Annotated in this window: 10 protein-coding genes; 6 read left to right on the top strand and 4 right to left on the bottom strand. The window is 71.2% G+C overall.

Annotated features, from left to right (window positions below; all coding sequences use genetic code 11):
• Positions 1-56 precede the first annotated feature (56 nt).
• A complete protein-coding gene (locus tag IT184_11590; protein ID MCC7009450.1) occupies positions 57-1262 on the top strand; it encodes a hypothetical protein in 1206 nt (401 codons plus the stop codon).
• On the opposite strand, the gene IT184_11595 is transcribed toward IT184_11590, so the two are convergent.
• On the bottom strand, positions 1156-2895 hold the full coding sequence (locus IT184_11595) for a hypothetical protein (protein MCC7009451.1): 1740 nt from the start codon (positions 2893-2895) through the stop codon (positions 1156-1158). The genes IT184_11590 and IT184_11595 overlap by 107 nt on opposite strands.
• 41 nt (positions 2896-2936) lie before the next feature.
• Here IT184_11595 and cysK point away from each other — a divergent pair, with 41 nt between their 5' ends.
• From cysK to IT184_11615, 4 genes are all read left to right on the top strand, one after another.
• Entirely contained in the window at positions 2937-3914 is a 978-nt protein-coding gene (gene cysK / locus IT184_11600; GenBank protein MCC7009452.1) for a cysteine synthase A, read from the top strand.
• Positions 3911-4858, top strand: a complete 948-nt coding sequence (locus IT184_11605) for a serine acetyltransferase (GenBank protein MCC7009453.1) — start codon at positions 3911-3913, stop codon at positions 4856-4858. Before cysK ends, IT184_11605 begins: the two co-directional genes overlap by 4 nt.
• Positions 4859-5059: 201 nt before the next feature.
• The gene (locus IT184_11610) at positions 5060-6223 is read left to right on the top strand and encodes a hypothetical protein (GenBank protein ID MCC7009454.1); all 1164 of its coding nucleotides are present in this window, start codon (positions 5060-5062) and stop codon (positions 6221-6223) included.
• Between the two features lie 213 nt (positions 6224-6436).
• Complete coding sequence (locus IT184_11615; GenBank protein MCC7009455.1) at positions 6437-7366, top strand: TIM barrel protein; 930 nt, start codon at positions 6437-6439, stop codon at positions 7364-7366.
• 12 nt (positions 7367-7378) lie between these two features.
• Here the strand turns inward: IT184_11615 and IT184_11620 are convergent, their stop codons facing one another.
• From IT184_11620 to IT184_11630, 3 genes are read right to left on the bottom strand one after another with little or no spacing between them, the layout of a single operon-like run.
• Positions 7379-8461, bottom strand: coding sequence for a sugar kinase (locus IT184_11620; GenBank protein MCC7009456.1), 1083 nt, complete (start codon positions 8459-8461; stop codon positions 7379-7381).
• Positions 8458-9864 carry an NADP-dependent phosphogluconate dehydrogenase gene (gene gndA / locus IT184_11625; protein MCC7009457.1) on the bottom strand — a complete coding sequence of 469 codons (1407 nt, stop codon included), beginning with the start codon at positions 9862-9864 and terminating at the stop codon, positions 8458-8460. Before gndA ends, IT184_11620 begins: the two co-directional genes overlap by 4 nt.
• Positions 9865-9872: 8 nt before the next feature.
• The gene (locus IT184_11630) at positions 9873-11018 is read right to left on the bottom strand and encodes a DUF2088 domain-containing protein (protein MCC7009458.1); all 1146 of its coding nucleotides are present in this window, start codon (positions 11016-11018) and stop codon (positions 9873-9875) included.
• 193 nt (positions 11019-11211) lie between these two features.
• Between IT184_11630 and IT184_11635 the strand changes: the two genes are divergently transcribed.
• Positions 11212-13815: a c-type cytochrome gene (locus IT184_11635; GenBank protein ID MCC7009459.1), complete on the top strand. Its 2604-nt coding sequence runs from the start codon at positions 11212-11214 to the stop codon at positions 13813-13815.
• Positions 13816-13838 lie beyond the last annotated feature (23 nt).

Below are 13838 nucleotides of genomic sequence, written 5' to 3' on the forward strand. Positions count from 1 at the left end.
ATGTCAGTTCGCTCTGCCGAACACACGACACCGCGCGCGTCTACGATGGAAGAAGGATGAACGTCGCCGCCGCGCCGCTTCACGTCCGTGACGGAGCCTTCCGGCAGCCGGACGGATCGATCTGGAAGTACCGGGGCGTGACGGCATTCACCGCGCTTCACGACGTCGTCGGCGGCCGGTGGGACAAGCTCGACCGCTACGCTTCCTGGACGCTGGGGCTCGGTGCGAATGCCTGGCGCGTCTTCGCCATGTGGGGCAACCTGAACTTCTCGCCGCGGCGAACGCCGGGCTATGACGAGACGCTGGCAAGCCTCGTCGAGTGGCTCAACCGTCGCGGTCTCGTGCTCCACCTCGTGGCGCTGTGCGATCAGATCGACGGATCGGCGGTGCGGCTCTCGCGGGACGAGCAAGACGCGCACGTGCGCCGGGTAGCCGCCGCGCTGCGCGGCAAGGGCGCGCTCGGCGAGCTGGTGAACGAGGACTGGAAGAACGGCCGCCTCGCCGAGCGCTTCCCAGCCGGGTGGCTGACCGGCGCGCCGTGGACGCGCTCCGCCGCCGCGCAGAACGAGCCGCCGTCGGCGCCGGGCCGCTATCTGCAGTTCACGACGCACCACACGGCGCGAGACGGCGAGTGGCCGCGGCACGCGATGCAGCTCATCGACGTCGCGCGATTGGGGTTCCCCGGCCACGCCGCGACGCTTCTGCCCGCCATCGCCGGCGAGCCCATCCGCATGGACGAGGCCACCCCCGAGGACTACGCGGACTACGTGGCGCTCGCCGAGCTCGCCGCCGCGGGTGCGTGCCTACACGGCGGGTTCTCGAGCTTCGATCCGGCGACGACGACGGACCTGCAGAACTGCGTGGCGCCGCCGCCCGGTTCGGCGGGAGACCGCGTGGCGCGCGCGGTGGCGGAAGTCTGGGCGGCGGGCATCGATCCCGATCTCGCGAGCACCGGCCGGTTCGTCAGCGGCGGGTCGGCCGACTGTCCGGTCCTGCACCGTGAGGGACGCGCGCTCGGGACCTTCGCCATGACGGCCGGCGATCGCGCCGTCGCGGTCGTCGTCCGGCTCGCGCCAGGCGACGAGCCGGCGCCGCAGCAGGGCTGGCGCATCGTTCGCCGCGTGCGCAACGTCTTCTTCTGCGAACGGCCGCGCGTCAGCGGATCTTCACTGCGTCCACGAACAGCGGATGCGATTCGAAGAGCACCGTCGTTCCCGGCTCGCCGCGCAGCCTTCGGTGCAACTCGAGATCGGCCAAGCTGATCACGGCATCTTCGGCGCCGGTCGGGCCGAACGCGTCGGTGAACATCCACGTCCACCGCTCCTCGACCGCGACGCTCGTGCCGTCCTTGGTCAGCCGCAGCAGGATACCCGCTGCGTCGCCCCAGCGATCCTCGCCAATCCGGATGAGCGGCCGGCCGATCCCCTCGGCGTCGATGTATCGGCGGATGGCGGTGTAGGCGTTCGTCATCGCGACGTTGGGATGGCGCCGCTCGAATCCTGTCAGCTCCTCGAGCTGCCGCATCGCGAGGAGGGCCGTGCCGCCGAGCGTCAGCAGCACGACGGCGATCCACGCGCCGCGCGGGACGGCCGGCATTCGAACGCGCTCGGCGACGATGCGCAGCGCGCAGGCGGCGATCACGCCGAGATTGAACGCCCCGAGCGCGGCCAGCCTGAAGACGTCGTGGTCCAGGACGTCGCCGCGAATCCGCGTGACCGCCCACAGGCTCGTCACCGACGCGACGAGCGCCACGGTCGCCAAGGACGTCTCGAACGGCCGGCCCGATCGATCGCCGCGCATCGCGATTGCGCCGAGCAGCAGCACCTGCCCGATGGCGCACGGCAGTGCCCAGGCGAGGCCGGTGCGTTCGAAATGCGCACCCCACGCCAGGCTGAAGTCGGGCCTCAGGAGACCCGTCAGCCCGTACGCCCAGGTCAGCACGGCGTCGCGAAACGGGTGCGGCACCGCGGCGTCGCTGACGAAGAATCGCCAGAGTGACAGGGCGTTGCCGCCGTCGTGTGCCACGGCGTCGCTCGTCACCGGCAACCAGAGCAGCGCCGCGCACCACGCGGCGCGATTGAGCCACGTCCGCACGGAACGATCGCGTGCGCGCGATCGCACGGCGTGCATCGCGAGCGCCGTCGCCGCGGTCGCCACGACGACAGGGACGAATCCCACGTGAGTGTGTGTGACGACGCTGCCGGCGATCGCCAGGGCAGGCAACAGCCGCACTCGGCCGCTCGCGATCGCGGCCGCCATCGCGAGAACGGCGAGGCTGAGCAGCACCGGCACGTGCGCGGTCCAGGGGCTGGCCATCAGCGCCGGCGCCCGCCACGCGAGACCGACGCATGCCAGCGTGACGAGCACGCCGGCCATCCGCTGGCCGGGCTCGCGCGCGATCGTCCAGAAAACGACTGCGACCGCCACGACGTTGATCGCGAGCGCCATCGCGAAGAGCACGAGCGCGTGCCGTCCGGCCAGCGCGTAGAACGGTGCCGCGAGATAGAAGTACACCGGCCCGGGGTGGTGCCAGCCGTAGCGCGAGTAGGGACCGGCGAGCAGTCGGCCCTCGGTGGCCAGTTGCACGTAGAGCTCGCCGACGGCGAAGTCGGCATTCGTGATCACGGGTGCCGCGCCGCGCGCGTAGGCGACGGCGCCAGCGAGCCCGATACCCGCGAGGAGCGCGATCGCCGATCGGCGCCAGCGCGGCATCGGCCAGCCGTACGCGAGCAGCAGCGCGGCGGCCACTGCACCGGCGGCAAGCGGCTTGCGGTAGTCGTTCACCGTCAGGGCCAGTGGACCGATCGCGATCGACAGCCTCGCGCCCGCGGCCAGCACCAGCAGCGCCGCTGCCGGGGCCGCCGCCGCTCCCGCGAGCACCCAGCGCGTCCGCACGCCGCTACAATAGCGTCTTCAGCCCGCGATCGGAGCCGCTCATGCCCAACTGGTACGAAGACAACTCACGTTCGATCGGACGCACGCCGCTCGTGCGACTGCACCGGGTCCTCGACGGTGCGCCCGCCACCGTGCTGGCGAAGATCGAGGGGCGCAATCCCGCCTACTCCGTCAAGTGCCGGATCGGCGCCGCCATGGTCTGGGACGCGGAGCTGCGCGGGCTGCTCGGCCCCGGCAAGGAACTGATCGAGCCGACGAGCGGCAATACCGGTATCGCGCTCGCGTTCGTCGCCGCGGCCCGCCGGATTCCCATCACGCTCACGATGCCGGAGACGATGAGCGTGGAGCGGCGGAAGCTGCTCGTGGCCTACGGCGCGAAGCTCGTGCTGACGGAGGGTCCCAAGGGCATGGCCGGCGCCATCGCGAAGGCCGAGGAGATCGCCGCGTCCGATCCGAACCGCTACGTGCTGCTGCAGCAGTTCAAGAACCCCGCGAACCCTGCCGTGCACGAGTCGACGACCGGCCCGGAGATCTGGGACGACACCGGCGGGTCCGTCGACGTGTTCGTGTCGGGCATCGGGACGGGCGGGACGATCACCGGCGTGTCGCGCTTCATCAAGCACACGAAGCGGAAGCCCATCCTCTCGATCGCCGTCGAGCCGACCGCCAGCCCGGTGCTCACGCAGGCGCGCGCCGGCGAACCGCTCAAGCCGTCGCCGCACAAGATTCAGGGCATCGGCGCCGGCTTCGTGCCCGACGTGCTCGACATGTCGCTCGTGGACGAGATCGAACAGGTCACGAACGAGGAGGCAATCGAGTACGCCCGGCGGCTGACGCGTGAGGAGGGCATCCTCTCGGGCATCTCGTGCGGCGCGGCGGTGGCGGTGGCGGCGCGTGTGGCCAAACGTCCCGAGCTTCGCGACAAGACGATCGTCGTCGTGCTGCCGGACTCCGGCGAGCGCTATCTCAGCACCGTGCTCTTCGAGGGCATGTTCGACGCGTCGGGGGTCGCGATATGACGTCGCCGGCCGGCGGCGAGCGCCGCGATCGGCCGGCCTGGGACATCGATCGCCTCGTCGCCGCACTGCGTCCGGGACGATCCGGCGTGGGCGCCGCGCCCGAGCTGCGCGGCGTCGACGAGCCGCTGCCCTCGCGGGCGGCCGTGACCCACGTCCTCGACGGGCTGCGCGCCGCGCTCTTTCCGATGCACTTCGGCGACGCGGATCTCACGGAGGCCGGGCTGGACCGGTTCGTGAGCCGGACGCTCGACACGACGCTCGCCGCGCTGCGCGATCAGGTGTGCCGCGAACTGCGCGGCGCGGCGCGCCGCGCGGGCGCCGATGCCGCCGATCACGACGCGCGCGCCAGCGACATCGTGCGCGCGTTCGCCGGCGAGCTGCCGGTCGTGCGGGCGCTGCTCGAAAGCGATCTCGTGGCGGCCTACCGCGGCGACCCCGCGGCCAAGCACATCGACGAGATCCTGCTGTGCTATCCGGGCGTCACGGCCGTCGTGCACTACCGTCTCGCACACGTGCTCGATCGGCTCGGCGCGCCGCTCATCGCCCGCATGATCTCGGACATCGCGCACTCGGAGACCGCCGTGGACATCCATCCCGGCGCGACGATCGGCGCCAGCTTCTTCATCGACCACGGCACGGGCGTGGTCATCGGCGAAACCGCGGTCGTCGGCGAGCGGGTGCGGCTGTACCAAGCCGTGACCCTCGGCGCCAAGCGCTTCGAAGTGGACGCGCACGGCGCGCTCGTCAAGGGCGTCCCGCGCCATCCCGTGGTCGAGGACGACGTGGTGATCTACGCGGGGGCGACGATCCTCGGACGCGTGACGATCGGGAAAGGCTCGACGATCGGCGGCAACGTCTGGCTCACGCGCAGCGTACCGCCCGGCAGCCAGATCACGCAGGCGCTGGCGAGAAGCGACGTCTTCGACGCGGGAGCGGGGATTTGAAAGGGCAAAGGGCAAAGGGCAGAGGGCAAAGGTGAAGGGGAAAGGGAAAAGGAAGGGGAAAGGGGAAAGGGAAAAGGGAAAAGGGAAAGGCCAAACAACGTGACTGAGAGATCGCTCGGCTCGCTCGTCATTCTGGTGGGGATCGCGATCGGGAGCGCGGGCTGCGGGCGCAGCGAGGCGCCGCGGTCCGAGGAGGCGTCCGTGGCTGCGACACGTGCTGGATCGTTCGGCGACGACCTGGCCTTCATCCGTGCCCATGGCGCGGTCGTCGTGCTCGCGAGCGAGGATGGGCGCGCGCAGGTGGCGGTGTCGCCCGAGTACCAGGGGCGCGTGATGACGAGCACGGCGGCCGGGCCCGACGGTGCGAGCTTCGGCTACGTCCATCGCGCCGGCATCGAGGCCGGGCGGCCGCAGCCCCACATGAGCGTCGTCGGTGGCGAGGATCGCTTCTGGGTCGGCCCCGAAGGCGGCCAGTACGCGCTGTATTTCCCGCCCGGCGCCGCCTTCGATACGGAGCACTGGCAGGTGCCGGCCGCGATCGACTGGGGCGCGTGGCCGGTCGCCTCGCAAGGCCCGCGTGACGTGTCGTTCACGAAGACGATGACCCTGCGCAACTACGCGGGGACGTCATTCGACGTGCGCGTCGATCGGCTGGTGCGACTGCTGGATCGCCCGGCGCTCGTCGAGGCGCTCGGCGTCGAGCCCGGTCCAGGCACGAGCGTCGTCGCGTACGAGTCCGACAACCGGATCACGAACACCGGCAGCGCAGCGTGGCGGAAGGAGACCGGTCTCATGTCGATCTGGATTCTCGGCATGCTCCGGCCGGCGCCGCGCACCACGGTCGTGATCCCGTACGAGCCGGGTTCCGTCGAGGAGCGCGGACCCGTGGTCAACGACAAGTACTTCGGAGCGCCTCCGGCCTCACGCCTGAAGATCGGCGAACGGGCGATCCTTTTCCGCGGCGACGGACGGGCGCGCGGCAAGATCGGCGTGCCGCGGCCACGCGCGCGCAACGTGGCGGGCAGCTACGATCCGGACGGACGGCTGCTGACCCTGATCCAGTTCTCGCTGCCCGACGCTCCGGCCGGCTACGTCAACTCGATGTGGGCGTTGCAGCAGGATCCGTACGGTGGCGACGTCATCAACAGCTACAACGACGGCCCGCTCGGGCCAGGGCAGCCGCCGCTCGGCCCGTTCTACGAGATCGAGTCCTCGTCGCCGGCGGCCGCGCTGCGGCCCGGCGCCTCGATGTCCCACCGGCACCGCACGCTGCACCTTCAAGGCCCGCCGTCCGAGTTGGACATCATCGCTCGCAAGGTGCTCGGCGTCGGCCTCGACGACATCGCCGGCAGCCTGCCCGAGTGACCGGGACCGTACTGCATCAGAGTAGCGGCCAGTCTGGTAAGATGCGGCCCTCCTGACCCTTGGCCGACCAGGCTCTCGTCGAGCTCCGCTCCGGCACGCGGAGCGGCGCACCGATCGTCGGTGGGGAATGGCGTCGCCGGCACGTGGTCCCTCTCACTCGTGCAGCACGGGAGCGCCCTGATGGCATACAGCAGACGGGAATTCGGTCGAGCAATGGCCGGCATCTGGCCGATCGCGGCCGGGCTGGCGGCGCCGGCCGCCGCGGCCGGACAGCGCAAGCCGAATTCCAGGGTGTCGGGCGTCCAGATCGGATTGAACGTTCCCTACAACTTCGGCAACAACTTCATGAGCGCCGGCGAGGTGCTCGAGCGCTGCCTCCATCTCGGCGTGAGCGCCGTCGAGCTGCGATCGCAGCCCGTGGAGCTGTTCCTCGGCATCCCGTCATCGCTCATCAAGGCCGCGTCAGCGAGCGGCCGTAATGCCTCGCCGGAGCAGATCGCCGAGCAACGGCGTGCAGCCGCCCAGCTCCGCACGGCGCGGCTCGCCTTGCCGATGAGCCGCGTGCGCGAGTTCCGGCGGATGTACGAACAGGCCGGCGTCGCCATCGAGATCGTCAAGTTCGACGGCATCTACGCCCGCACCGACGACGAGATCGACTACGGCTTCGTGCTCGCGAAGACGCTGGGCGCGCGCGCCCTCTCGTGCGAGATCGACGTCGCGCAGGCGGACCGCCTCGGGCAGTTCGCCGAGAAGCACGAGCTGATGGTCGGCTACCACGGGCATGCCGAGACCGGGCCGGCGCAGTGGGCCGAGGCCTTCGGCTCCTCGAAGTACAACGGGGCGAACCTGGATCTCGGCCACTACGTCGCCGGCGGGCACACGCCGCCCGTGCTCGACTTCCTCGCCGAGCACCACGCGCGCATCACGCACGTCCACGTCAAGGATCGGAAGAAGGACAACGGGGTGAACGTTCCCTTCGGCGAGGGCGACACGCCCATCGTCGCCGCGCTGCAGCTCATCCGCGACCGGAAGTGGCGCCACATCCAGGCGACGATCGAATTCGAGTATCCGGTGGCGCCGGGCTTCCGGATGCTCGAGATGGCGAAGTGCGTGGAGTACTGCAGGAAGGCGCTGGCGCTGTAGCCCGACCCGGCGCTATCGCTGGATGCGCGCGCTGCCGCCTCTGGCGAAGGCCCGCACCTGATCCAACGTCGCCATCGTGGTGTCGCCCGGGAACGTCGTGATCAGGGCGCCGTGGGCCCAGCCGAGGCGCACCGCCTCCTCCGGAGATTCGCCCGTCAGCAGGCCATAGAAGAAGCCTGCGGCGAACCCGTCGCCGCCGCCCACCCGATCGTGCACGTCGAGATCGCAGGTCGGCGACCGGTGCTGGCGGCCCTGAATCCAGGCCACCGCGCCCCACTGGTGGCGGTTCGTCGAATGCACGTCGCGCAAGGTCGTCGCGACCACTTTGATCTGCGGGTGCCGGTCGATCACCGCGTCGATCAGGTGGAAGAAGACGCTCGGATCCAGCTTCGACGTCGTCGTCACGTCCGGGCCGGCCACGCCGAGGCCCTTCTGCAGATCCTCCTCGTTGCCGACGAGCACGTCGACGAGCTGGACGATCCGGCCGAGCACGTCGCGCGCGCGCGCCGGGCCGCCGCTCGCGTTCCAGAGCTTCTCGCGGTAGTTCAGATCGAACGACACGATCGCGCCGTGGCGCCGCGCGGCCGTCATGCCCTCGATGATGAGCTCGGGCGTCGTGTCCGAGAGCGCGGCGAAGATGCCGCCGCTGTGGAACCAGCGGACGCCTTCCGCGAAGATCGCGTCCCAGTCGAAGTCGCCCGGCTGCAGCCGCGCGGCGGCCTCGTTCGCGCGATTGTAGAAGACGACCGGCGGCCGCACGCCGTAGCCGAGATCGCTGTACACCGTCGCGATGTTGGGGCCGCGGGCGCCGTCGTGCGCGAAGTGCCTGTAGAAGGGCGTCACGCCCATCGCGCGCACGCGTTCCGCCACGAGCGCGCCGATGGGGTACTCGACCATCGCGCTCGCGACGGCCGTGCGGAGCTTGAAGCAGTCCGCGAGGTTGGCGGCGGTGTTGAACTCGCCGCCGCTCACGTGGATCGTGCACCGGTGCGCCTTGTGGAACGGCAGCAGGCCCGGATCGAGGCGATGCACGAGCGCGCCGAGCGCGAGGAAGTCGAATGTGCCGGCCGGTGGAATGGGAAGCGCTGGCGTCATGACCACTGTGTGTGAAAGGTGCCGTCGCGATCGAGGCGGCGGTACGTGTGAGCGCCGAAGAAGTCGCGCTGTGCCTGCGTCAGATTGGCGGGCAGCCGCTCGCTGCGGTACGCGTCGTAGTACGCGAGCGAGGCGCTCATCGCCGGCGCCGGGATGCCGAGCGCGACCGCCGTCTGGACGGCGTGGCGCCAGCCGTCCTGGCGCACCGCGAGGGCGTCACGGAACGCGTCGTCGCGCATCAGGTTCGCGAGCGCCGCGTCTCGCCGGAATGCGTCGCGGATGTCGCCGAGCAGCGTCGCGCGGATGATGCAGCCCGCGCGCCAGATCCGCGCGACGGCGGCCGGATCGATGCCGTAGCCGTACTCGACGGAGGCGAGCCGCAGCATCGCCATGCCCTGGGCGTAGGAGACGATCTTGCTCGCGTACAGCGCATCGCGGAGCGCGGCGACGAGCGCGGCGCGATCGATTCGCGGGCGGGACGACGGCCCGGCGAGCACGCGGCTCGCCGCGACGCGCTCGGACTTCAGCGCCGAGATCAGGCGCGCCTCGACGGCGGCGTTGATGGTCGGAATCGCCGCGCCGACGTCGAAGCCGTTCTGGCTCATCCACTTGCCGGTGCCCTTCTGCTGGGCTTCGTCGAGGATCACGTCCACGATCGGCCGGCCCGTGTCCGGATCGGTGACGCCGAGCACGCGTGCCGTGATCTCGACGAGGTAGGACTGCAGCTCGCCCGCGTTCCACTCGGCGAACACCGCGCCGATGTCCGCGGCCGGCATCCCGGCGCCGCGGCCGAGCAGGTCGTACACCTCGGCGATGAGCTGCATGTCGCCGTACTCGATGCCGTTGTGCACCATCTTCACGTAGTGCCCCGCGCCGCGCGGTCCCATGTGGGCCACGCACGGGTCGCCGTCATCGGCCTTCGCGGCGATGGCGCGGAAGATCGGCGCCAGCGCCTGCCACGCGTCCTCGGATCCGCCCGGCATGATCGACGGGCCGTGCAAGGCGCCCTCTTCGCCGCCCGACACGCCGGTGCCGACGAAGTGCAGCCGCTTGGCGTCGAGCTCATCCGATCGCCGATCCGTGTCGGAGAAGAGGGAATTGCCGCCGTCGATGAGGATGTCGCCCGGCTCACAGTGCGGCGCGAGCCGCGCGATGACGCCGTCGACGGCCGAGCCGGCCGGCACCATGATCAGGATGCGCCGCGGGCGCTCGAGCACGCGGGCGAGCTCTTCGGGCGACCCGACGCCGACGATGCGGGTGCCGCGCGCCGGGCCGTCGAGAAACGCCTTCGTCTTCGCCGGGTCCGCGTCGTAGCCCGCGACCCCGAACCCTTTGCCGTCGATGTTGCGGGCCAGGTTGGCGCCCATGACGCCGAGCCCCACCACGCCGATGTGCTGGCTCATCCTCGTCCTCAGAGGCGCGGGGGGGCGCCGACCCGAAACAGCAGCTCGCCCGCGCGCGGCACGACCAGCGTGTCGTCGCCGGCCCACTCGTCGGGCACGACCGTCGCCGGATCGAGGTAGCCCAGGTTGATGCGGTCGCACCGCGCCTCGGGAATCGCCGTCGCGAGCGTGACGGTGATGCGCGGCGTCTCGCGGCCGGTCGCCGCGTCGTAGTCGCCCAACCCTTTGACGTGCGTCGAGTGCGCGAGGACGCCGCCCGGATAGCGGCCGAACCGGTCCCATTGCGCCAGGAAGTAGTCCCGGCAGTGATAGCCGATCTCCTCGATCAGCCGGCCGTGCACGTGGCTCACCTCGTCGACGTGCGGCGCGTAGATCACCACTTCGCCGCCGTCGGCAACGGCCGGCTCCGTCTTGTACATCCCCTTGGCGGCCGTCCACAGATCCTGGTACATCGGCGGCATCATCGCCAGCACCCGATCGACCGGCCGATCGAGCCAGACGATGTGCCGGTGGCTGGAGAGACGGGCCGCCTCGCGCCACGCCTCGTGCACGTCGCCGCAGAAGACGCCCGCGACGCCCTCGTGCGTCACCACCAGGGCCACGAGCGACAGCGGCGTGTCGAGCCGCGCCGCTGCCCGATCGATCACCGCACGCACGGGCGTGTCGATGGTGCCGATCACGTCGTAGCTCGTGATCAGCGCGCCGAGCCAGTGCGTGAAGTGGATGATCGGCGGCGCCGCGATGCCAGGAAAGAGGTACTTCGTCCCTCCCGAGAACCCGACGACCTCGTGCGGGAACACCGGGCCGCAGACGATGAGATGGTCGTATTCCGCGACGAGCCGGTTGAGGGCCACCGGTACGTCCGCGCGCAGGCGGCCGCCGGTGATCTGCTCGACCTCGCGCGCCGGGAGCGTGCCGATCTGGAGGAACGTCGACGGGTCGTCCCACTGGTGATTGAAGATCCGATGCGGCCCGGTCCGGCCGTTCACCACCGGACGGCCGATCAGCTCGCCGAGCTGCGCGTCGCTCATCGGTGCGTGCGTGCCGAGCGCGACGAGGACGTCGAGAGCGGCGGTGCGGGGCGCGAGCGCCGATTCCAGCAGGCCGAACATCATGGGCAACGGCATCGTGCGCGTGCCGTCTGGCACGATCATCAGCACGCGGCGTCCGTCGACATCCAGCGCCGCGAGGCCGTCACGCGTCAGCGCGGCGACGTCCGCGGCCGTGAGATAGCCATCGAGCACGCCTCGCCCGATCACGGCGCTCACGTCAGGCACTCCCGGCTCGTCCAGCGCATCACGGCTCCACGCATGATATCGCTGCTTTTCGGACTACTATTTTCTGCGCATGCCCAGGTCCTGGATTCCGGCCGCGGCCGTCTTGTGCGTCGCCGCGGCGGTGACGTTGTCGGCTCGACAAACGGTGCCGCCGCCGGTGCGCACGCCGGCCGGCGAGATCGCAACCTTCGCCTTGCCCGTCGGATATCGCGTGGAGCTCGTTGCCGCCGAGCCGCTCGTCCAGGACCCGGTCGCCATCGACTGGGACGCGGACGGACGGCTGTGGGTCGTCGAGATGCCCGGATACATGACCGATATCCGCGCCTCCGACGAGCACGCGCCGACGGGTCGTGTCGTCGTCCTCGAGGACGCCGATGCCGACGGCCGGATGGATCGGCGGACGGTGTTCGCCGATGGCCTGGTGCTCCCGCGCGCGATCAAAGTGCTCGAACGCGGCGTCCTGGTGGGCGAGCCCCCGTATCTCTGGCTGATGCGCGACGAGAACGGCGACTTCAGGGCCGACAGCCGGCTGCTCGTCACCGACCGCTACGGACGGCGCGACGCCGTCGTCGAGCACAACCTGAACTCGCTCACGTGGACGCTCGACAACTGGATTCACACGTCCGAAGGCGACATCGTCCTGAGGTTGAAACAGGGCGCCTTCGACGTTCGGCCGACGCTGCCGCGCGGGCAGTGGGGCGTGACGCAGGACGACGCCGGCCGGCTCTATCGCAACACGAACGAGTCGGCGCTGCACGTCGACGTGGTGCCGACGCCGTACTACGCGCGGAACCCCGATCTCGTGCGCACGCGGGGCAGCTACGAGTCGCTCGGCGGCGCCGATGATGCGATCGACATCGTCTGGCCCGCGCGTCCGACGCCCGGCGTGAACCGCGGCTACCAGGCCGGCATCCTCCGTGACGACGGCCGGCTGGCCCGCTTCACCGCCGTCGCCGCGCCCACCGTCTATCGCGGCGACCGTCTTCCGGCCGAGCTCTACGGCAACGTCTTCGTCGTCGAGCCCTCGGCCAACCTCGTGAGCCGGATCGTCGTCGAGGACGACGGGCGGGGGCTGAGCGCACGCAAGGCGTACGACGGCGCCGAGTTCATCGCGTCGACCGACGAGCGCTTTCGGCCCGTCCACCTGTCGTCCGCGCCCGACGGCACGCTGTACGTGATCGACATGTACCGCGGCATCATCCAGCACAAGGCGTACATCACCGAGTACCTGCGCGACTACATCGTGTCGCACCAGGTCGAACAGCCGGTGTCGCTCGGCCGGATCTTCCGCGTGGTCCACGACAGCACGCGGCCCGGCCCGCGGCCGGCGCTCGGCCGGGCCACGGGCGCCCAGCTCGTGGCCGCGCTGTCGCATCTCAACGGCTGGTGGCGCGACACGGCCCAGCGTCTGATGGTGGAACGCGGCGATCGCCGCGTCGCGCCGGCGCTGCGCGCGTTGGCCACGAGCGCCGCACCGGCGCGGACGCGGCTGCACGCGCTCTGGACGCTGGAAGGACTCGACGCGCTGACGCCGGCCGACGTCGTTCGGGCGCTGTCCGACGGATCGCGCGACGTGCGCACGTCCGCCGTTCGTCTCGCGGAAGCGTTCGTCGGAGACGCGACGGTGCAGGCGGCGCTCCTGGCGCGGCTCGACGAGCGCGACTGGAACGTGCGCGCGCAGCTCGCCGCCACGCTGGGCGAGCTGCCGGCGGGACTGCGCGAGCGTGCGCTGGCCGCGCTCCTCGATCGTGCCGCCGGCGATCCCATCGTCGTCGACGCGGCGCTCAGCGGGATGCGCGGCGCCGAGACCGCGGTGCTCGATCGGTTGCTCGAAGGCACGGTCGAGACGCCGGAGCGTCGCGCCGCGATCGCGATGATCGCCGCGACCGTGATCCGATCGAAGCAGGAGCCGCGGGTGCAGGAGGTTTGGACGAAGACCGTCTCAGCCGCGCGTGCCGAGTGGCAGCGGGCGGCGCTGCTCGAGGGGACCGAGATCGCGTTGACCGGCGCCCTCCCGCCGGGAAGCGTGCGCCGGGCGGCGGCTGCACCGGCGACGGCGGCGCCGTGCCCGACGTGCCCAGGCGGGCGCGGCGGCCCGGGCGGTGCGCGCGCGTTTCCCGAAGTGCTCGGCGAGGGCGGGGCGGCCGCGTCGGCCCGTGCCGGAGGGCCGGCGATGACGCTCGGCGCGCCGCCGGTGCTGGTGACGCTGGCCTCCGCGGACAGCGCATTGGGCCGGCGTGCGGCGCGCGTGCTCGAACGCGTCGCGTGGCCGGGCAAGCCTGGCGTGTCGGGCGCGGCCGTCGCGCCCCTCACCGCCGACGAAACGCGGCGATTCGCCGAGGGCCAGCGCGTCTACGAGGCCGTCTGTCAGGGCTGTCATCAGGCGAACGGTCGCGGGCTCGACCGTGTCGCGCCGAGCCTCGTCGACTCGGCGCTCGTCGCGGGCGACGTCCCGGTGCTCGCGCGCGTGTTGCTGCACGGCAAGGAGGGCAGCGTCGGGCTCATGCCGCCGCTCGGCGCGACGCTCGGCGACGATCAGATCGCGAGCGTGCTGACGTACATCCGGCGAGCGTGGGGCCTGACGGCGTCCGCGGTCGATCCCGCCGCGATTGAGCGTGTGCGCGCCGCGACGGCCGGCCGCGCCCGGCCGTGGACCGATGCGGAACTCAGGTAGCATCAGACCGGACGCGCCGGGCG

It is taken from the genome of Acidobacteriota bacterium (genome assembly GCA_020853395.1).
In the GTDB taxonomy this organism is placed as follows: domain Bacteria; phylum Acidobacteriota; class Vicinamibacteria; order Vicinamibacterales; family SCN-69-37; genus JADYYY01.

Bases quoted from the DNA above. Each gene is read 5' to 3' on its own strand.
- IT184_11590 (MCC7009450.1), top strand. From the start codon at position 57: ATGAACGTCGCCGCCGCGCCGCTTCACGTCCGTGACGGAGCCTTCCGG.
- cysK (MCC7009452.1), top strand. From the start codon at position 2,937: ATGCCCAACTGGTACGAAGACAACTCACGTTCGATCGGACGCACGCCG.
- gndA (MCC7009457.1), bottom strand. From the start codon at position 9,864: ATGAGCCAGCACATCGGCGTGGTGGGGCTCGGCGTCATGGGCGCCAAC.
- IT184_11630 (MCC7009458.1), bottom strand. From the start codon at position 11,018: ATGATCGTGCCAGACGGCACGCGCACGATGCCGTTGCCCATGATGTTC.
- IT184_11635 (MCC7009459.1), top strand. From the start codon at position 11,212: ATGCCCAGGTCCTGGATTCCGGCCGCGGCCGTCTTGTGCGTCGCCGCG.
- IT184_11615 (MCC7009455.1), top strand. From the start codon at position 6,437: ATGGCCGGCATCTGGCCGATCGCGGCCGGGCTGGCGGCGCCGGCCGCC.
- IT184_11605 (MCC7009453.1), top strand. From the start codon at position 3,911: ATGACGTCGCCGGCCGGCGGCGAGCGCCGCGATCGGCCGGCCTGGGAC.
- IT184_11620 (MCC7009456.1), bottom strand. From the start codon at position 8,461: ATGACGCCAGCGCTTCCCATTCCACCGGCCGGCACATTCGACTTCCTC.